The sequence below is a fragment of the Cytobacillus sp. FSL H8-0458 genome (genome assembly GCF_038002165.1).
Taxonomy (GTDB): Bacteria; Bacillota; Bacilli; order Bacillales; family Cytobacillaceae; genus Cytobacillus.
Map to the genome: position 1 here is coordinate 471,146 of NZ_JBBOBR010000001.1, position 19,543 is coordinate 490,688.

Annotated in this window: 19 protein-coding genes; 18 read left to right on the forward strand and 1 reads right to left on the reverse strand. The window is 43.6% G+C overall.

Translation table 11 applies throughout. The features are described 5' to 3' along the window. The first annotated feature begins 6 nt into the window (after positions 1–6). The 14 genes from lpdA to NYE23_RS02380 all read left to right on the forward strand — a co-directional run bounded on the left by lpdA (position 7) and on the right by NYE23_RS02380 (position 15,077). Entirely contained in the window at positions 7–1,428 is a 1,422-nt protein-coding gene (gene lpdA, locus NYE23_RS02315) for a dihydrolipoyl dehydrogenase (RefSeq protein WP_341075166.1), read from the forward strand. A 78-nt stretch (positions 1,429–1,506) separates the two neighbouring features. Continuing rightward, positions 1,507–2,502, forward strand: coding sequence for a thiamine pyrophosphate-dependent dehydrogenase E1 component subunit alpha (locus NYE23_RS02320; protein ID WP_341075168.1), 996 nt, complete (start codon positions 1,507–1,509; stop codon positions 2,500–2,502). A 12-nt stretch (positions 2,503–2,514) separates the two neighbouring features. Further along, positions 2,515–3,498 carry an alpha-ketoacid dehydrogenase subunit beta gene (locus tag NYE23_RS02325; RefSeq protein ID WP_035330022.1) on the forward strand — a complete coding sequence of 328 codons (984 nt, stop codon included), beginning with the start codon at positions 2,515–2,517 and terminating at the stop codon, positions 3,496–3,498. Further along, entirely contained in the window at positions 3,479–3,613 is a 135-nt protein-coding gene (locus NYE23_RS02330; protein ID WP_341075170.1) for a hypothetical protein, read from the forward strand. Before NYE23_RS02325 ends, NYE23_RS02330 begins: the two co-directional genes overlap by 20 nt. Before the next feature lie 15 nt (positions 3,614–3,628). Beyond that, complete coding sequence (locus tag NYE23_RS02335) at positions 3,629–4,954, forward strand: dihydrolipoamide acetyltransferase family protein (protein ID WP_341075173.1); 1,326 nt, start codon at positions 3,629–3,631, stop codon at positions 4,952–4,954. A gap of 198 nt (positions 4,955–5,152) precedes the next feature. Further along, complete coding sequence (locus NYE23_RS02340; RefSeq protein WP_341075175.1) at positions 5,153–7,015, forward strand: methylmalonyl-CoA mutase family protein; 1,863 nt, start codon at positions 5,153–5,155, stop codon at positions 7,013–7,015. Beyond that, a complete protein-coding gene (scpA, locus tag NYE23_RS02345) occupies positions 7,005–9,197 on the forward strand; it encodes a methylmalonyl-CoA mutase (protein WP_341075178.1) in 2,193 nt (730 codons plus the stop codon). Before NYE23_RS02340 ends, scpA begins: the two co-directional genes overlap by 11 nt. Further along, complete coding sequence (gene meaB, locus NYE23_RS02350; RefSeq protein WP_341075180.1) at positions 9,198–10,316, forward strand: methylmalonyl Co-A mutase-associated GTPase MeaB; 1,119 nt, start codon at positions 9,198–9,200, stop codon at positions 10,314–10,316. A 229-nt stretch (positions 10,317–10,545) separates the two neighbouring features. Then, a complete protein-coding gene (locus NYE23_RS02355) occupies positions 10,546–10,983 on the forward strand; it encodes a BrxA/BrxB family bacilliredoxin (RefSeq protein ID WP_341075182.1) in 438 nt (145 codons plus the stop codon). Positions 10,984–11,163: 180 nt separating this feature from the next. Continuing rightward, positions 11,164–11,955 carry a transporter substrate-binding domain-containing protein gene (locus NYE23_RS02360; RefSeq protein WP_341075185.1) on the forward strand — a complete coding sequence of 264 codons (792 nt, stop codon included), beginning with the start codon at positions 11,164–11,166 and terminating at the stop codon, positions 11,953–11,955. A 91-nt stretch (positions 11,956–12,046) separates the two neighbouring features. Next, positions 12,047–12,706 (forward strand): amino acid ABC transporter permease, encoded by a 660-nt coding sequence (locus NYE23_RS02365; protein ID WP_035330029.1) that lies wholly within the window; start codon positions 12,047–12,049, stop codon positions 12,704–12,706. Beyond that, the gene (locus NYE23_RS02370) at positions 12,699–13,421 is read left to right on the forward strand and encodes an amino acid ABC transporter ATP-binding protein (protein ID WP_341075188.1); all 723 of its coding nucleotides are present in this window, start codon (positions 12,699–12,701) and stop codon (positions 13,419–13,421) included. Before NYE23_RS02365 ends, NYE23_RS02370 begins: the two co-directional genes overlap by 8 nt. Before the next feature lie 114 nt (positions 13,422–13,535). After that, positions 13,536–14,528: an aromatic acid exporter family protein gene (locus NYE23_RS02375; RefSeq protein WP_076258105.1), complete on the forward strand. Its 993-nt coding sequence runs from the start codon at positions 13,536–13,538 to the stop codon at positions 14,526–14,528. 27 nt (positions 14,529–14,555) lie between these two features. After that, entirely contained in the window at positions 14,556–15,077 is a 522-nt protein-coding gene (locus tag NYE23_RS02380; RefSeq protein ID WP_341075189.1) for a L,D-transpeptidase, read from the forward strand. A 316-nt stretch (positions 15,078–15,393) separates the two neighbouring features. Here the strand turns inward: NYE23_RS02380 and prli42 are convergent, their stop codons facing one another. Continuing rightward, complete coding sequence (gene prli42 / locus NYE23_RS02385) at positions 15,394–15,579, reverse strand: stressosome-associated protein Prli42 (protein ID WP_341075190.1); 186 nt, start codon at positions 15,577–15,579, stop codon at positions 15,394–15,396. 88 nt (positions 15,580–15,667) lie between these two features. Here prli42 and mce point away from each other — a divergent pair, with 88 nt between their 5' ends. The 4 genes from mce to NYE23_RS02405 all read left to right on the forward strand — a co-directional run bounded on the left by mce (position 15,668) and on the right by NYE23_RS02405 (position 19,433). After that, complete coding sequence (mce, locus tag NYE23_RS02390; protein WP_341075192.1) at positions 15,668–16,078, forward strand: methylmalonyl-CoA epimerase; 411 nt, start codon at positions 15,668–15,670, stop codon at positions 16,076–16,078. Positions 16,079–16,081: 3 nt separating this feature from the next. Further along, positions 16,082–17,632: an acyl-CoA carboxylase subunit beta gene (locus tag NYE23_RS02395; RefSeq protein ID WP_341075194.1), complete on the forward strand. Its 1,551-nt coding sequence runs from the start codon at positions 16,082–16,084 to the stop codon at positions 17,630–17,632. Positions 17,633–17,709: 77 nt separating this feature from the next. Continuing rightward, positions 17,710–18,828 (forward strand): M20/M25/M40 family metallo-hydrolase, encoded by a 1,119-nt coding sequence (locus tag NYE23_RS02400; protein ID WP_341075196.1) that lies wholly within the window; start codon positions 17,710–17,712, stop codon positions 18,826–18,828. Positions 18,829–18,956: 128 nt separating this feature from the next. After that, the gene (locus NYE23_RS02405; protein WP_341075197.1) at positions 18,957–19,433 is read left to right on the forward strand and encodes a chemotaxis protein CheW; all 477 of its coding nucleotides are present in this window, start codon (positions 18,957–18,959) and stop codon (positions 19,431–19,433) included. Positions 19,434–19,543 lie beyond the last annotated feature (110 nt).

Genomic DNA, 19,543 nt, shown 5'->3' on the forward strand with positions numbered 1-19,543 from the left:
AGCAACTTGGCACAGGAATATGATTTGGTGATTTTAGGCGGAGGCACAGGCGGTTATGTAGCAGCCATCCGTGCTTCACAGCTTGGTTTAAAAACGGCAATCGTTGAAAAAGGAAAACTTGGAGGGACTTGCCTTCATAAAGGCTGCATACCAAGCAAGGCGTTATTAAGAAGTGCTGAAGTGTTTGCAACTGCAAAGCACAGTGAAGATTTTGGCGTAATGACAAGCGACGTATCAATCAATTTTGGTAAGGTACAGGAACGAAAAAACAAAATCGTTGATCAGCTTCATAAAGGTGTTCAGCACTTGATGAAGCAAGGAAAGATTGATGTTTTTGAAGGAACAGGCCGCATTCTTGGACCTTCTATTTTCTCTCCAATGCCAGGGACAATTTCTGTTGAAATGAACAATGGGGACGAAAATGAAATGCTGATCCCTAAAAATGTTATTGTAGCAACTGGATCTCGCCCCCGCACCCTGCCGGGACTGGACATTGACGGACAACTTGTCATGACTTCGGATGAGGCTTTAGCTTTGGAAGAAGTCCCAAGCTCCATTATCATTGTTGGCGGTGGAGTCATCGGCATCGAATGGGCATCCATGTTATCAGACTTTGGTGCTGATGTAACAGTAATTGAATATGCAGACCGTATTATTCCTACAGAAGACAAAGAAATATCAAAAGAAATGCAGCGCCTTATGAAGAAAAAAGGAGTCAAAATTGTTACTGGAGCAAAGGTTCTTCCTGAAACCCTCCAGAAAGGTGAAGGAGTAACTATTTCAGCTGAAGTGAAAGGTTCCCAAAAGGAATTTTCCGCTGAGAAATTGCTTGTTTCTGTGGGCCGTCAGGCAAATACAGAAGGCATTGGCATTGAAAATACGGATATTCAAATTGAAAAGGGATTTATTGCCGCAAATGAATACTTCCAGACAAAGGAATCTCATATCTATGCGATTGGCGATGTCATTGGCGGACTTCAGCTGGCACATGTTGCTTCTCATGAGGGAATTGTTGCAGTGGAGCACATTGCAGGCCAGAATCCTTCTTCAATTGACTACAGCCTGGTTTCTAAATGCATTTACAGCTCACCGGAAGCAGCAAGTGTAGGATTAACAGAGGATGAAGCAAAGGAAAAAGGCCATGATGTGAAAACTGGCAAATTTTCATTCCGGGCAATCGGAAAGGCACTAGTATTTGGCGAATCCGACGGATTTGTAAAAATTGTGGCAGATAAAGATACCGATGATATTCTTGGTGTCCATATGATCGGCCCGCACGTAACAGATATGATTTCAGAAGCAGGCCTTGCACGTGTTCTTGATGCAACTCCATGGGAAGTAGCACATACTATCCATCCGCATCCGACGTTATCTGAAGCAATCGGTGAAGCTGCCCTTGCTGTAGATGGAAAAGCAATTCACGGATAAAAATCCGATTAAATAAAATAAGTCCAGGTCTCAAATTGGAGCCCGGGCTGATACATATTAGCTTAGGAGGTTGTATAAATGGCTGAAAACCGTCATAAAGATTTAGGTTTAAGTGATGAGAAAGTTCTTGAAATATATGAGACGATGCTATTAGCCCGCCGTCTTGATGAGCGCATGTGGCTTTTGAACCGTGCTGGGAAAATTCCGTTCGTTATTTCATGCCAGGGGCAGGAAGCTGCACAGGTAGGTGCCGCGTTTGCTCTTGATCGCGAGAAGGACTATGTTCTTCCATATTATCGTGACATGGGTGTTGTTCTGACATTTGGCATGACCGCAAGGGAATTAATGCTGTCAGGGTTTGCTAAAGCTGAGGATCCAAACTCAGGCGGACGCCAAATGCCTGGACACTTCGGCCAAAAGAAAAACCGGATCGTGACAGGATCTTCTCCTGTTACTACACAGGTGCCCCATGCTGTTGGTGTAGCTCTCGCCGGAAAGCTTGAAGGAAAGGACCTGGTAACTTTTGTAACATTTGGTGAAGGTTCTTCAAACCAGGGAGATTTCCATGAAGGTGCGAACTTTGCAGGTGTTCATAAGCTTCCTGTAATCTTTATGTGTGAAAATAATAAATATGCAATCTCTGTTCCGATTGAAAAGCAGCTTGCTTGCGAAAATGTGTCTGACAGAGCTATTGGCTATGGTATGCCAGGTATAACAGTTGACGGAAACGATCCGCTTGAAGTTTATAAAGCTGTGAAAGAAGCAGCAGACAGAGGCCGCCGCGGAGAAGGTCCGACATTAGTCGAAACCGTTTCATACCGTTTAACACCACACTCATCTGATGATGATGACCGAAGCTACCGTGCTCCTGATGAAGTGGCTGAAGCAAAAACAAAAGATCCGATTATTACTTTTGGCGCCTACCTGAAAGAAAATGGCGTTATGGACGATGCGATTGAAAAGGAAATCAATGACCGGGTTATGAAACTGGTAAACGAAGCAACTGATTATGCTGAAAATGCTCCATATGCAGAAGCGGAATCTGCTTTAAAGCATGTATATGCTGAACAGTAAGGGGGAGAGAATATGGCTGTAATTTCTTATATCGATGCGGTGACTATGGCAATCCGCGAGGAAATGGAAAGAGATCCAAAGGTATTTGTTTTAGGTGAAGACGTAGGTAAAAAAGGTGGCGTATTTAAAGCGACACAAGGACTATATGACAAATTTGGGGAAGACCGCGTAATTGATACTCCGCTTGCTGAATCAGCGATTGCAGGGGTTGGAATCGGTGCAGCAATGTATGGAATGCGTCCAATTGCAGAAATGCAATTTGCCGACTTCATTATGCCGGCTGTTAACCAGATTATTTCAGAAGCGGCACGCATCCGCTATCGTTCAAATAATGACTGGAGCTGTCCGATTGTAGTACGTGCACCATATGGCGGCGGTGTTCATGGAGCACTTTATCATTCCCAGTCTGTCGAAGCTGTATTTGCTAATCAGCCGGGACTTAAGATTGTTATGCCTTCTACCCCTTATGATGTTAAGGGTTTATTGAAAGCAGCAATCCGTGATGAGGATCCGGTGCTGTTTTTTGAACATAAGCGTGCATATCGCCTGATTAAAGGTGAGGTTCCTGATGATGATTATGTGCTGCCAATCGGAAAAGCGGATGTAAAACGCGAAGGTGAAGATATCACGGTCATCACTTATGGCCTATGCGTCCATTTTGCTCTTCAGGCTGCTGAAAGACTTGCTAAAGACGGCATTTCAGCGCACATCCTGGATTTAAGAACGGTTTATCCGTTAGATAAGGAAGCAATTATTGAAGCTGCATCTAAAACAGGAAAAGTACTACTTCTTACTGAGGATAATAAAGAAGGAAGTATCATGGGCGAAGTAGCTGCCATTATTGCAGAGAACTGCCTGTTTGAGCTGGATGCACCTATCAAACGCCTTGCCGGCCCTGATGTACCGGCGATGCCTTATGCTCCGACTATGGAAAAATACTTTATGGTCAACCCTGATAAAGTAGAAAAAGCAATGCGTGAATTGGCTGAATTTTAATAATGGCAAATTAGTTAATAAAAAGGGAAAGCTCGCAGATGGTGCGGCACTCAGGCTGAACTCCATTCCGGATCAGCTGCACCTGCTGCATGACCCGCATAGTGCGGGCAGCTAGAAGGAGGTTACTCAGGTGGCTATTGAACAAATAAAAATGCCCCAGCTTGGGGAAAGTGTTACAGAAGGGACTATCAGCAAATGGCTGGTTTCCGTTGGAGATAAAGTAAATAAGTATGACCCGCTTGCTGAAGTAATGACTGACAAAGTAAACGCAGAGGTACCGTCCTCTTTCTCTGGTGTAATCAAAGAATTGATCGCAGAAGAAGGCGAAACGTATGAAGTAGGCCAGGTGATTTTGACTATTGAAACTGAAGGCGGCAGTGAAGCTGCTCAGGATGCTCCAGCAGAGACGAAAGCAGAGGAAAAGACTCCTGCTGCATCTTCAGCCTCGGCGCCTTCTGCACCCGCGGCACCTGTTAAAGCAGCAGATGCCCCAAAAGGAGTCCGCTATTCACCAGCAGTTTTAAAGCTTTCTCAAGAGCATGGCATCGACTTGAACCAAGTAGCGGGTACAGGCGGCGGCGGACGCATCACCCGTAAAGATCTAATGAAAATCATTGAGTCTGGAGATATTCCGACAGCAGCAGCAGCTGCTGCCGCACCGGAAAAGACAGAAGCGCCAGCACCGGCTCCAGCAGCTTCCCAGCCAGCAGCATCCAAACAGGCAGCGACAGCACCTAATGTACCGGTAATGCCAGGTGATGTTGAAATCCCTGTTACCGGAGTGCGAAAGGCGATTGCTGCCAATATGCTCCGCAGCAAACATGAAGCACCTCATGCCTGGACAATGATGGAAGTGGATGTTACAAATCTTGTTGAATACCGCAACAGCATTAAAGGGGAGTTTAAGCAAAAAGAGGGCTTTAACCTTACATTCTTTGCTTTCTTCGTAAAAGCAGTTGCACAGGCCCTTAAGGAATTTCCGCAGATTAATTCCATGTGGGCAGGAGATAAGATCATCCAGAAGAAGGATATCAATATTTCCATTGCAGTAGCAACAGATGACGCGTTATTCGTTCCGGTCATCAAAGCGGCTGATGAAAAGACGATTAAAGGTATTGGCCGTGAAATTAATGATCTTGCCTTAAAGGTGCGTACAGGAAAACTGACATCTGCTGAAATGCAGGGTGGAACTTTCACTGTGAATAATACCGGATCATTTGGTTCCGTACAGTCTATGGGCATTATCAATTATCCGCAGGCTGCAATTCTTCAGGTTGAATCAATTGTGAAACGTCCTGTTGTCATGAACAATGGCATGATTGCTGTCCGTGATATGGTTAACCTTTGCATGTCACTTGATCACCGTGTGCTTGACGGCCTGGTATGCGGACGCTTCCTGCAGCGCGTAAAGGAAATACTGGAGAACACATCTAAAGAAAATACATCTATTTATTAATAAGTGAAATTACCGCTGCCCTGCTTTGGGTCAGCGGTTTCTTATTGTTCATTGCTTGTTTCTCTTTTGTATACTAAAATAGGTGTATGGAGAATTTAGAATTTTATTATAATTTTCTTGCGGCATTGTTTCTTAACAGAAACGGGACCGCTGCCGCATGAGGGGAGGGAACGCTGTCAGCTACAAGGACAGCAGATTATGTCATTAGAGAAAATGATTGAAGAAAAATTCCCGCAGCAGACTAATGAAGACTGGGAACAAAGTGCAGAAAAAGCTCTTAAAGGGAAATCCTTAGGGACATTATCACGAAATACATATGAAAACATAAAATTGAAACCGCTTTATTCCAGAGAAGACCTCACCGATAACCCTTTATCTCAGTATCCTGGTGCAGAAGACTTCAGAAGGGGCTCATATGCTTCCGGATACCTGAGAGAAGAATGGAAGGCTGCCCAGAAACTTAATGCGTCAGCTTCCGAAGAGCTGGCAGAAAAACTCCATGATGCCGTAGCGAAAGGGCAGACAGCGCTGGCTTTCCAGCCAGAACAGTTAACTAATCCAGAGAAGATCAGCATCGCTGTTGGAGAACTTTATAAAAAATATCCTTTCAGTGTGGATGCCGGTCAAAATCACCATCAATTAATAGAAGAACTTGCGAAATTAAGTGAAAGCGAAAAAATCACAGGATATATTGCAGCAGACCCGCTTGCGATTGCTGCTGCAGACAAAATGAACGATCGCTCAATCGATGAACTTTACGGAAAGTTGAATGAAACGGCCAATGCGGCAGCTGAACATATGCCAAGCCTGAAAACCATCATGGTAAATACTGCTATTTATCATAATGGAGGCGCGAATGCCGTCCAGGAACTTGCTTTTGCATTGGCAGCAGGAGTAAACCACCTGCAATATTTTTTTGGAAAAGGCAAAAAACTAGAAGAAATACTATCCAAAATGCTATTTAAGTTTGCCGTTGGCTCGAACTTTTTTATGGAGATTGCCAAGCTGCGTGCAGCAAGGGTTTTATGGGGCAAGGTGGCAGAAGTATATGGAGCTGAGAGAGACAGTAAAAAAATGGTCATTGCAGCAGAAACGTCCTCATTTACTAAGTCAGCTTATGATTCTTATGTGAATATGCTGAGAGCGGGGAATGAAGCGTTTGCAGCAGTTTTGGGAGGAGTCCAATACCTGCACGTCAGTCCGTATAATGAACCGGAAGGAGCACCTTCTCCTTTTTCAGACCGAATTGCCCGAAACACCCAGCTTATTCTAATGGAAGAGGCGCATCTGCTGAAGGTCTCTGACCCGTCGGGCGGGTCCTGGTATGTGGAGCATCTGACGAATGAACTGATTGATAAAGCCTGGGAACTTTTCCTTGAGATAGAAGAGCTTGGAGGAATGGCTGAAGCTCTCCAGACAGGGTGGGTTCAGAGTCAGATTTCTCAAGTTCTTGAAAAGAAGCAAAAAGATGTTCATACAAGAAAACAAAGTATCATCGGAACAAATATTTATGCTAGCCCTGATGAAAAGCCGCTTCAAACAGAAGCTGAAACCATTGAAAACAGCAAGAATGTTATCAAGCCAATCCCGCAGGTTCGGCTTTCAGAGTCATTCGAAGGTTTGCGGAGTTTATCGGAAAGATTACAGGAAAAGGGGATACGTCCTCAAGCAGGACTAATCTGTCTGGGAGAATTGAAGAATCATAAGGCCCGTGCTGATTTTATTGCAGGCTTCCTGGCACCCGGAGGGGTTAATGCAGTCAGAAGCGGTTCTGTAGAGAACCCGGAAGATGCTAAAGCATTTATCCAAGAAACAAATTGCAGGCATTATTTTATTTGCGGATCAAACGACCAATATGAAAGCATGGCTGTTCCTTTAATTAAACAACTGAAAGAAGATTTTCCGTCAGCTGCAATCTATTTAGCCGGCCTTCCTGAAGAGAGAAAAAGGGATGAATATAAAGATGCTGGAATCAGCGGATACATTCACGTGAAAAGCGATTGCTATGAAACTCTCTTAACTATGCTAAACGAGATGGAGGTGGCAAACAATGGCCGATAAACCAGATTTTAAAAGCCTGGATATTCATAAAGTGAAACAATCAGCAAAGAATGAGTGGAAAAGGAAAGCGGAGGAAGAGATCAATTCATCCATCGATAATCTTCTTTTTGAAACAAATGAGAGGATACAAATAAAGCCGCTGTACACAAATGAAGACCTAAAAGATATGGAGCACTTAAACGATAAGCCGGGGCTTCCTCCATATACAAGGGGACCTTATTCAACCATGTATGTGAACAGGCCCTGGACTGTACGTCAATATGCCGGCTTTTCTACTGCAGAGGAAAGCAATGCTTTCTACCGGCGCAATCTTGCCATGGGGCAAAAGGGTTTATCAGTCGCTTTTGATCTTGCCACCCATAGAGGCTATGATTCTGATCATCCAAGAGTCGAAGGGGACGTAGGGAAAGCTGGCGTGGCCATTGATTCCATCCTGGACATGAAGACACTGTTTGATGGGATCCCTTTAGATCAAATGTCTGTATCTATGACGATGAATGGAGCAGTTTTGCCTGTTATGGCTTTTTATATTGTCACAGCGGAAGAGCAGGGAGTGAGCCAGGAGAAGCTTTCGGGAACGATCCAGAATGATATTCTAAAAGAATATATGGTGCGCAACACCTATATATATCCGCCGGAAATGTCTATGAAGATCATTGCCGATATATTTGAATATACATCAAAATACATGCCGAAGTTCAATAGCATCAGCATCTCGGGCTATCATATGCAGGAAGCGGGTGCACCTGCTGATATTGAGCTTGCCTATACGCTCGCAGATGGACTCGAATATGTAAGAACTGGACTTAAAGCCGGAATAGATATTGATTCTTTTGCACCGAGACTCTCGTTTTTCTGGGCTATCGGCATGAACTACTTTATGGAAGTGGCAAAAATGAGGGCAGCCCGCTACATTTGGGCAAAAATGATGAAGACCTTCGAACCCGGTAATCCTAAATCAATGGCTCTTAGAACGCATTCTCAAACCTCAGGCTGGAGCTTGACCGAGCAGGACCCATTCAATAATGTAACAAGGACTCTTCTTGAAGCGCATGCAGCAGCGATGGGGCACACTCAATCCCTTCATACGAATGCATTGGACGAAGCCATCGCGTTGCCGACGGATTTTTCAGCCCGTATAGCGAGAAATACACAGCTGTACCTTCAGGAGGAAACAGGTATCACGAACGTAATTGATCCATGGGGCGGTTCTTATTATGTCGAAGCTTTAACAGGTCAGTTAATTAAGCGCGCCTGGGAGCATATTGAAGAAATCGAGAATCTTGGCGGAATGGCCAGGGCAATTGAGACAGGATTGCCAAAAATGAGAATCGAAGAAGCGGCCGCCAGAAGGCAGGCACAAATCGATTCAGGAAAAGAAACTATTATTGGGGTGAATAAATACCGGCTGGAAAAAGAAGAGCCGATTGACATTCTGGACATCGACAACACAGCTGTACGATTGAAGCAGATCGAAAAGCTGGAGCGGCTAAAGGCCTCCCGCGATAATGAGAAAGTTGCTGAGGCCATGGAGGCTATTACAAAAGCTGCTGAATCAGGAGAAGGTAACCTTCTTGAGCTTGCAGTAAATGCAGCACGGGTTAGAGCCACTCTTGGCGAAATTTCCGAAGCAATTGAAAAAGTGGCCAGCCGCCATAAAGCGATTATTCGTTCAATCAGCGGCGTGTACAGTTCTGCTTTTTCCAATGAAGAAGAAATTGCAGAAGTTAAGCAGATGACAGATGAATTCCTTGAAAATGAAGGAAGAAGACCGCGGATTCTGATTGCTAAGATGGGACAGGATGGCCATGATAGAGGAGCAAAAGTCATTTCAACAGCCTTTGCCGATCTTGGCTTTGATGTTGATATCGGCCCTCTGTTCCAGACTCCGGAAGAAACAGCTCTTCAGGCGGTTGAAAATGACGTTCATGTCATTGGCATCAGTTCACTTGCTGCAGGCCATAAAACCCTTCTGCCGCAGCTTGCTGCTGAACTGAAGAAACTGGATAGGGAAGATATTATTGTAGTCATCGGCGGGGTTATTCCGGCACAGGATTATCAATATTTATATGAGCATGGTGCTTCTGCCATTTTTGGCCCGGGCACTGTCATTCCAGTGGCTGCCCAAAAGGTCATCAGGGAGATATACAGCCGTCTGGGGTACGAGGAAGTGACCCAGTAAATGACTGAGAATAAAAAACCGGAATGGTTTGATGAAGAAAAGGCAGAAAGTTTTACAAGCACCGTGCGCAGTGGTGTGGATTCAGGTGAGCCGAAGCAGAAATTCGAGAAAATAGGCAGGTTTCAAAAAAAATCTGCCTCTCTGCCGGATCTTAACGTTCTTGAAGAAGGCATCATGAGTGGCAGCAGACCTGTTCTTGCACGAGCGATCACTCTGATTGAAAGTAACGCAGAGCATCATTTTCGCCATGCACAGGAACTCCTGCACAGGCTTCTGCCTCATTCAGGGCGATCGCTCAGGATTGGGATAACCGGAGTGCCGGGGGCAGGAAAGAGCACGTTCATTGAATCTTTTGGGACCTATCTATGTGATGCTGGTTTGAAAGTAGCTGTGCTCGCTGTAGATCCAAGCTCAAGCTTAAGCGGCGGCAGCATCCTTGGCGATAAAACAAGAATGGAGCAGCTATCAAGAAACCCGCGTGCTTTCATAAGACCTTCTCCTTCAGCAGGGAAACTGGGAGGAGTACACAGAAAAACAAGAGAGACCATGCTGCTGTGTGAAGCAGCAGGCTTTGATGTTATTCTCGTTGAAACAGTCGGTGTGGGACAAAGTGAAGTCATTGTCAGGGAAATGGTGGACTTTTTTATGCTTTTAACATTGACCGGGGCAGGGGATGAACTGCAGGGAATGAAAAAGGGCATTATGGAACTGGCTGATGCGGTAATTGTCAATAAAGCCGATGGAAGCAATAAAAAATTGGCCGAGAAAACAAAAGCTGAGTATAACCGTATCCTTCACTTTCTTCAGCCAGCTACTAAAGGATGGCAATCGGAAGCTTATACCTGCTCATCTGTTTTTAACGAAGGCATCCCTGAGATCTGGAATATGATAAAAACGTTTGAAAACACGGCAAAGACATCAGGAGTTTTTGAAGAAAGAAGAAGGTTCCAGGCAAAACAATGGATCCATTCCATGATCCTGGATCAGCTTCAATTCAGCTTTTTTTATCATCCTGCCATAAAACCGCTCCTTCCAAAAATCGAAAACGAGGTCATCGCAGGAAACAGGACGGTTACATCTGCAGTTGAAGAATTGTTTAATCTTTATACAAAAAGGTAGAGCTTTCCGTTCCAGGAGCTTTTTCCTGAAGGCAAAAAATGGCCAGTGCCTTGCGGGCACTGGCGAATCTAGGGAGTTTAGGGGTATGGATCTAGCTGTAGTTTTATCTTTCCCCGATAATCCAAAAGCTAAACTTTTTTATTCAAAAAATTGACTTGATTGTAAAATTTACTGTTGTATTGGTATTATGTATATAGTCAAGAGAATTTTTAACTGAGGAGTGATGACTTTGAATATGGATTTTAATTTATTTATGAATGACGTTGTCAGGCAGGCGCGTCAGGAAATAACACATGCCGGCTTTACTGAATTAACGACACCGGATGAAGTGGATGAGGCCCTTAATAAAAAGGGAACAACACTTGTAATGGTGAACTCTGTCTGCGGATGTGCAGGCGGAATTGCCCGTCCTGCGGCCATGCACTCCCTGCATTATGATAAACGCCCTGACAATTTGGTTACGGTATTTGCGGGACAGGATAAAGAAGCAACTGAAAAAGCTAGATCTTATTTTACAGGCTATCCGCCTTCATCACCATCTTTTGCACTTCTCAAAGATGGAGAGCTATGCACGATGATCGAGCGCCACGAAATCGAAGGCCATGAACCTATGGCAGTTGTCCAAAAACTGCAGGATGCCTTTGAGAAATATTGCGAAGAGCTTTAAACAGAGAAAAGTCCCGAAATACGGGACTTTTTTTGTATACATTTTATCTGAATAATTAAACTTCTAATAAATAATTAAAAACCTTATTGCATAAATATAAAAATCTGTTAAAATTCATTTTAGTGAATATTTATTAATAGCTATGCAGAGATTATTCATATTTTATAGGGGGAAACGAAAATGAAAAAAGTCATCATGATTGCTTTAAGCATACTTTTAGTTGGCGTATTAGCTGCATGCGGCACAAGTGAAGAAGCCAGCACTAAAAGCGGCTCAGGGGAAAACTCAGATAAAAAAGTATTAACAATGGGTACGTCAGCGGATTATCCGCCATTTGAATATGTAGATTCAGCAAAAGGGGAAGAAATCATCGGATTTGATGTGGATTTGGCCAAAGCGATCGCTGGAAAATTGGGCTATGAAATCCAAGTGAAGGATATGGACTTTAACGGACTGATCCCTGCACTGGAAACGAGCCAGGTTGATTTTGTTTTAGCAGGTATGACTCCTACTGAAGAGCGTAAAGAAAACGTTGATTTCAGCGATGTATATTATACAGCGAGCCACATGATTGTTTCTAAAAAAGGCAGCGGAATTGAATCATTGGAAGATTTAGACGGAAAAACAATAGGTGTGCAGCTTGCCTCTATTCAGGCAGATAAGGCAGAAGAAATTGCTGAAACAGTTGATATGACTGTGGAAAACCGTAACCGCATCCCTGAATTAATTCAGGAAATTATGGCAGGCCGATTTGATGCAGCCATGATTGAAGACACAGTTGCTAAAGGATATTTTGAAAAAAATAAAGACCTTGCCGGTTTCACCATTGAAGAAGCTGAAACTGAGGCAGGTTCTGCCATTGCTTTTCCTAAAGGCAGTGAATTAACTGAAAAATTTAATGCAGAGCTTTTGAAGATGAAAGAAAACGGTGAATTGGAAGAACTGATCGTAAAATGGTTTGACAACAAATAATTCGCTGTGAATTGGCGTCCAAGGCATATTTTCCTTTGGACGCTTTATTCTTCCCGGAAAATAAATTACTTATAGAAAGGATGGAAAGCTAGTGAATCTGGATTTTCAGCAGTTCATTCCCTCCCTTCCATATATACTTAAAGGCATTGGCGTCACGCTGCAAATTGTGTCTATGGCAGGCATACTGGGTTTTGTATTAGGTATTATTCTATCATTCTTTAAAATTAGCAAATTTAAATTTCTTGGCTGGATTGCAGATGCCTACACATCCGTTTTTAGAGGAACACCTCTTGTTCTTCAGCTGATGCTCATCTATTATGGGTCACCCCAGCTGATCGGGTATAAAATTGATCCTTCCACAGCTGCCGTCCTGTCTTTTGGGCTTAATTCAGCGGCCTATATTTCGGAGATTATCAGGGCGGGAATTTTGGCGGTGGATAAAGGGCAAAGTGAAGCGGCAATGGCACTGGGCGTTCCATACAGGCCGGCCATGATGGATATCATACTTCCGCAGGCAATGAAAAACATTTTGCCTGCTTTAATGAACGAGTTTATTACTCTAACAAAAGAGTCTGCGATCGTAACAGTCATTGGGGTAACAGACGTGATGCGCCGGGCTTACATCGTGGGAGGCGAAAAGTTTTCCTACTTCGAACCGATACTGATTGCCGGGCTGATTTATTACATTATGGTTATGGTTCTGACTGTGCTCGGAAAAGGAATTGAAAGGAGAATGAGACGCAGTGATTAAAGTGGAAAATTTGCATAAGCATTTCGGTAAACTTGAAGTTCTCAAAGGAATTTCAACCAATGTTAAAGATGGCGAAGTAGTGGCTGTAATAGGTCCGTCCGGTTCCGGTAAATCAACGTTCCTCCGCTGCATCAATCTCCTGGAAATGCCAACAGACGGCAGGATCATGATTAATGGGCAGGACATTACGGATAAAAGCACGAACATAATTAAAGTGCGCCAAAATGTGGGGATGGTGTTTCAGCATTTTCATTTATTCCCCCATAAAACTGCCCTGCAAAACCTGACCTATGCACCGATGAAGGTTAAGGGATTATCAAAATCGGAAGCTGAGAAAACAGGGCTCGAGCTTTTGGAGAAAGTAGGATTATCTGCCAAAGCACACGAATACCCCAATCGGTTATCCGGGGGGCAGAAACAAAGGGTTGCGATTGCAAGAGCTCTTGCCATGCAGCCTGAAGTTATGCTGTTTGATGAGCCAACATCTGCTCTTGACCCGGAAATGGTGAAAGAAGTGCTGGACGTTATGAAGAATTTAGCACATACTGGCATGACAATGGCGATTGTTACCCATGAAATGGGCTTTGCCCGTGAAGTGGCAGACAGGGTGCTGTTCCTGGATGGCGGTGAACTTGTAGAGGATTCCTCCCCTGAAGAATTTTTTTCTAATCCTAAGAGTGAACGTGCAAGGGATTTCTTGCAAAAAATGCTATAATCGATATATGCTATGGGAGAAGATGATCAAAATGATCATCTTCTCTTTCGCATTTAAATACCTGAAAGCCTTCTTAAAATTAGATGGGGCAATTGAAAATAGGAGTTTGAATAAATGAAGTACAGAATTGGCTACCGGACAATCAAGACTGCAGTGGGGACTTCCATTAGCATCATGATTGCACAGATGCTGCAGCTTGATAATTTTGTTTCTGCGGGCATCCTGACTATATTATGCATAAAAGTCACAAAGAAAAAATCACTCCGGGCTTCATGGGACCGATTTTTTGCCTGTCTGCTGGCAATGGCATTTTCTTCTTTGTTTTTTGAGGGCATTGCTTACCATCCGCTTGTAATTGGACTGCTGCTGCTGTTTTTTATTCCGGCAGCTGTCATGGCAAAGGCCAGCGATGGAATTGTAACAAGCTCAGTTATTATTTTGCATATTTATTCTGCAGGAGAAGTCTCAAAGGACCTCTTGCTGAATGAATTGGGCATAATTATTGTCGGAATCGGTGTTGCGCTAATCGCGAACCTTTACATGCCGAGCCTGGAATCGAAGCTTAAGGAATATAGACTTGAAATAGAAGAAAATTTTAAGGTTATCTTTGACGAAATCGTGAGGTATTTGCGTACCCATGAAAGCAGCTGGGACGGCAGAGAAATTACTGAAACAATGGAAATGATCGATGAGGCAAAAGCGCTGGCCTTCAGGGATGTTGAAAACCACTTTCGAAGAGATGAAAATTTATATTATCATTATTTCAAAATGAGGGAAAAACAATTTGAAATTATTGAGAGAGTTCTTCCAAGTGTCACTTCCATTGCACTCCCTGTTGAACAGGGGGAGATGATCGCTGATTTTATTGAAGAATTATCAGAGCATATCCACCCAGGCAATACGGCCCTGCTATTCCTGGAGAAATTGTACCGTATGAAGGTTTCTTTTGAAAATATGGAGCTCCCCAAAACGAGGGAGGAATTTGAAGCACGTGCTGCCCTGCTTCACTTTGTAAAAGAAATGGAACAGTATTTAATTATTAAGAGCTCTTTTAAAGGGTTAAAGGATAAGGAAATGAATCAAAGCGGGACTGCAGAAGCAAACTAAGGAAAAGGAATTGGAGCGTGAATCGTCATGCTGAAGTTTGCTGCAGCGGCCATCCTGTTTTTTTCACTTTCCCCAATCTGGCCATTGGGTCCTAATCCGCTGCCTGGAGATCCATTTCTGATTGTCAATAAACACACAAATGAAGTTGCGTTTTTACAGGATCATAAAGTGCAGAATGTCATCACAGCTGCAACCGGCAAAACGGATGACCTTACACCGGAAGGGCTGTTCTCAGTGACTGTAAAGGCAGCTGATCCTTACTACAGAAAAAAGGACATAAAAGGCGGTGACCCCCGGAATCCGCTCGGCACAAGGTGGATTGGGTTTGACGCAGAAAATACTGATGGCAGAATCTATGGCATTCACGGGACGAACGATCCTTCGTCCATCGGCAGATATGTCTCCAATGGATGTATCAGATTGCAGAATGAGGCAGTCGAGTCGTTATATGAATCCGTGCCAATTGGAACAAAAATCCTAGTGGTCACCTCAGCTAAAAGTTTTGAGGAACTTGGAAGAGATTACGGTGCCATAAAAAAAGATAATTGAAAGCTTGTACAGCTGCATCTGAATGGATGCAGCTTTTTAATGAGCTGGATGAACGCTAACTTCGGACTCTGCAGTTCAGATTTCTGCCTCTGGTGTCCGAAGTTGAACTGGGTTCGGACTCTGAAACTCGGATTTGGCCATTCTCTGTCCGAAGTTGCTCAATGTTTGGACTCAACTATCTGGTTCCCTGCTTTTTATGTCCGAAGTTTCTCCAGCTCGTGAGATTTAGTTAAAAAGGATCAGCAAAAACAATCAAACAAAAAAGCTGCCCGGAATTGCCATCCGGGGCAGCTGAATGATGAATAGAGTTCCCTTGTTATAAAAACATCGCCATACCCATAATGAGGGTAGATGCGAGCATCGCAAATATCATTAGATAGACAATTACTTTCGCTAGTTTCTTATTTGACATTCTATGCCTCCTCGTCCCAATTCTTACTCTTATTTTACTAAGAATCATCAAATTGAACAACCGCTCAATTTTTAAAAGGGTTTTCGACATTTTTAACGAATATTTAAATTATGGAATCAAATTTTGCCGCATTCTGCGGAAAATGAATATATTATGACATCCAGAAGGAGGGAAATAGATGATTAAGAAGGTGGATCATATTGGAATTGCTGTCAGGTCTATTGATGAAGCGCTTCCATTCTATACTGAAACGCTTAAGCTTGAGTTTCTAGGAATAGAGGAAGTAGACAGCCAGGGAGTAAAGGTGGCGTTTATTCAAGCGGGGAAAACGAAACTTGAGCTGCTGGAGCCGACAAGTGAAGAAAGCCCAATTGCCAAGTTTATAGAAAAGCGGGGCGAAGGGCTGCATCATGTAGCACTGGGAGTTGACAGCATACAAGAACGTATAAACGAAATGAAGGAACAGGGTATCAGGATGCTGCAGGATGAACCTAAGATTGGAGCGGGCGGTGCCCATGTAGCTTTTATGCATCCGAAATCAACAGGCGGTATTTTATATGAATTCTGTGAAAAGAAAGGATTGAAATAAGGCATGGCAGACATCTATGAGAAAATAAATGAGTTATACGACAGGCGCCGGGAAGTAGAACTGGGCGGAGGGGATGAGCGTATACAAAAACAGCATGAAAAAGGAAAATTGACTGCCCGGGAACGAATCGATTTATTAGTAGATCCGGGAACTTTCGTTGAGCTTAATCCATTTATTGAGCACCGCAGCACGGATTTTGGACTGGAAAACCAAAAAGGGCCTGGAGATGGTGTTGTAACTGGATATGGAAAGGTCAACGGACGTCCTATCTTCTTATTCTCCCAGGACTTTACCGTTTTTGGGGGCGCTCTCGGAGAAATGCATGCAAAAAAAATTGCCAATGTAATGGATTTAGCAGCTGAAAATGGAGCTCCATTTGTAGGCTTGAATGATTCCGGCGGCGCCAGAATTCAGGAAGGTGTTGTTTCCCTTGATGGGTATGGCCATATTTTCTACCGGAATTCCATTTATTCAGGAGTGATTCCGCAGATTTCAGTCATCATGGGGCCTTGTGCCGGTGGTGCAGTATATTCTCCGGCGATCACGGATTTTGTCTTTATGGTGGAAAAGACGAGCCAGATGTTCATAACCGGACCAAAAGTAATCGAAACAGTGACTGGGGAGAAAATTTCTCCTGAGGATCTTGGCGGTGCGCGTGTGCACAATACGATCAGCGGAAACGCTCACTTTAGAGGGGAGTCCGAAGAGGAAGTGATTGGGCAGGTGCGGAGTCTGTTAAGCTACCTTCCGCAGAATAACGAAGAAAAACCGCCTATGTCCAAATGGGATGAAGAAGATGATTACCGTCCGGATTTGACAGATGTTATTCCCTTTGATGCCCTTCGTCCATATGACGTTCGAAAAGTCATTGAACAGGTAGTGGATAACGATACTTTTATGGAGGTACAGCGCGACTTCGCTAAAAATATTGTAGTCGGCCTTGCCCGGATCAAGGGTGAAACGGTGGGACTTGTCTGCAATCAGCCGAAGGTGATGGCAGGAGGCCTTGATATAGATTCTTCTGATAAGGCTTCAAGATTTATCCGGTTCTGTGATTCCTTTAATATTCCACTTATAACATTTGAGGACGTTACAGGATTTTTCCCGGGTGTTAAACAGGAGCATGGCGGAATTATACGGCACGGAGCAAAGATTCTCTATGCATACTCAGAAGCAACCGTGCCAAAGCTTACTGTTATTTTAAGAAAAGCATTCGGAGGAGCTTACGTTGCGCTTAACAGTAAATCTATTGGCGCAGATCTTGTTTTTGCATGGCCGAATGCGGAAGTAGCCGTAATGGGTCCTCAAGGTGCAGCCAACATTATTTTTGCAAGGGAAATCCAGAATAGTGATGATCCCGAGGCCACCAGGGCACAAAAAATCGAAGAGTACAGAGAAAAGTTCGCCAATCCATATGTGGCAGCAAGCCGGGGCATGGTGGATGATGTCATCGATCCGCGCGAAACCAGAATCAAGCTCATACAGGCGCTTGAAATGCTTCGCAATAAAAAAGAAAGCAGGCCTCATAAAAAGCATGGGAATATCCCGCTATGATGGATGCCTGATTTGCTGTGCCAAAATTTTGGAGTTATACTTGCTTAGTAAGCTTAAATTTGGAGGTTTGTACATAAATGATTAATGAGGAACGCTTATTAAACGAATTTCTGGAACTGGTGCAAATTGATTCTGAAACAAAGTATGAAGCTCAAATTGCCAAAGTGCTGAAGAAAAAATTCAGGGATCTCGGGGTTGAGGTGTACGAAGACGATACGACTGCACAGACCGGACACGGTGCAGGCAACCTCATCTGCACTCTTCAGGGAGCGAAAGAAGGAATTGATACCATTTATTTCACTTCACACATGGATACAGTTGTTCCTGGAAAAGGAATTAAACCTTCCATCAAGGACGGCTATGTTGTAACCGATGGCACAACGATCCTGGGGGCAGACGACAAGGCAGGACTTGCCGTTATGCTGGAAATTGTTAAAGTCCTGAAAGAGCAGAATATCGCTCATGGGACTATTCAGTTCATTATAACAGTTGGTGAGGAATCGGGACTGGTTGGAGCTAAAGTTCTTGATCCTTCACTTGTTAAAGCGAAGTTTGGCTATGCATTGGACAGTGACGGCAAAGTCGGAAATATTATCGTTGCCGCTCCAACCCAGGCTAAAGTTAAAGCTGCTATTCTGGGAAAAACAGCTCATGCAGGTGTTGCTCCTGAGAAGGGCATTTCTGCCATCACGATGGCATCAAAAGCGATTTCAAGAATGCCGCTGGGCCGCATTGATGGAGAGACAACGGCTAATATCGGGCGTTTTGAAGGCGGACAGCAGACGAATATCGTATGTGACCATGTTGATGTATTAGCAGAAGCACGTTCATTAATTCCTGAAAAAATGGAACAGCAGGTAGCTAAAATGAAGGAAGCATTTGAAAGTGCTGCCGAAGAAATGGGCGGCAAAGCTGAAGTGGATGTTCAGGTTATGTACCCTGGCTTTAAATTTGGCGAAGGTGATCATGTCGTAGAAGTAGCACGCAGAGCGGCTGCAAAAATCGGCCGCAGCTCCGAGCTTCTTCACAGCGGCGGCGGAAGCGATGCAAACGTGATCGCCGGCTTTGGCATTCCTACAGTTAACCTTGCTGTCGGCTATGAAGAAATTCATACAACCAATGAGCGCATGCCTATTGAAGAATTAAATAAACTGGCTGAAATGGTCATTGCCATTATTGAAGAAGTTTCAGCTTAAGCAGCAAGAAAGAGAACCGATGCGGTTCTCTTTTTTTGCTGCAGCATTCTATTTTTTCCTCACTAGTTAGAAAATAATGGCTATGGTATATTAGTTCTATATATAAGAGTTTCCGAGGGGGAAATGGGATGATTGAAAATAATAAAGCTGTCGTTTTCAGGGCAGGAAATGAGGAATATGCTACACCGGTTCCTTTTGTTATATCCATTGAGAAAATGGAAGGCATTACACCGATTCCTCATTTGCCCGGCTATGTAAGAGGAATTGTTAAAGTCAGGGGAGAGCTTATTCCTGTTGTGGATTTTGAAGAAATTCTCTACAGCCGGAAACTTGCTGATAGTGACTCCGCAAGAATGATCGTGCTGCAGACAGACGAGCTATCATTCGCCGTCCTTGTAAATGAAGCCAAGGAAATTCTCGATATTCCAGAAGGCTGCCTGAAACAGCCAGGTCTGATTGCCTATCAAAAAACCAATTATTTTATAGGTGTGGCTAATATCGATAATAGGCTGATTACTATAATCGATCCTTTAAAGCTGGTGGAATCACTGGAGGGAATAAGAGAAATAAAAGAGTATATGAAAACACAGCATACAACTGCATAGTGGACGAATTCTAAAACAGGGGATCAGAGAGAGATTCCCTGTTTTCGCTTTTACAAAAGTCTCTGATTAATAGAAAAGAAAAATATTTGCTAAAATGGAATTGAATTATA

Bases quoted from the DNA above. Each gene is read 5' to 3' on its own strand.
- mce (WP_341075192.1), top strand. From the start codon at position 15,668: ATGATTAAGAAGGTGGATCATATTGGAATTGCTGTCAGGTCTATTGAT.
- NYE23_RS02320 (WP_341075168.1), top strand. From the start codon at position 1,507: ATGGCTGAAAACCGTCATAAAGATTTAGGTTTAAGTGATGAGAAAGTT.
- meaB (WP_341075180.1), top strand. From the start codon at position 9,198: ATGACTGAGAATAAAAAACCGGAATGGTTTGATGAAGAAAAGGCAGAA.
- NYE23_RS02405 (WP_341075197.1), top strand. From the start codon at position 18,957: ATGATTGAAAATAATAAAGCTGTCGTTTTCAGGGCAGGAAATGAGGAA.
- NYE23_RS02340 (WP_341075175.1), top strand. From the start codon at position 5,153: ATGTCATTAGAGAAAATGATTGAAGAAAAATTCCCGCAGCAGACTAAT.
- prli42 (WP_341075190.1), bottom strand. From the start codon at position 15,579: ATGTCGAAAACCCTTTTAAAAATTGAGCGGTTGTTCAATTTGATGATT.
- NYE23_RS02325 (WP_035330022.1), top strand. From the start codon at position 2,515: ATGGCTGTAATTTCTTATATCGATGCGGTGACTATGGCAATCCGCGAG.
- NYE23_RS02400 (WP_341075196.1), top strand. From the start codon at position 17,710: ATGATTAATGAGGAACGCTTATTAAACGAATTTCTGGAACTGGTGCAA.
- scpA (WP_341075178.1), top strand. From the start codon at position 7,005: ATGGCCGATAAACCAGATTTTAAAAGCCTGGATATTCATAAAGTGAAA.
- NYE23_RS02395 (WP_341075194.1), top strand. From the start codon at position 16,082: ATGGCAGACATCTATGAGAAAATAAATGAGTTATACGACAGGCGCCGG.
- NYE23_RS02375 (WP_076258105.1), top strand. From the start codon at position 13,536: ATGAAGTACAGAATTGGCTACCGGACAATCAAGACTGCAGTGGGGACT.
- NYE23_RS02380 (WP_341075189.1), top strand. From the start codon at position 14,556: ATGCTGAAGTTTGCTGCAGCGGCCATCCTGTTTTTTTCACTTTCCCCA.
- NYE23_RS02360 (WP_341075185.1), top strand. From the start codon at position 11,164: ATGAAAAAAGTCATCATGATTGCTTTAAGCATACTTTTAGTTGGCGTA.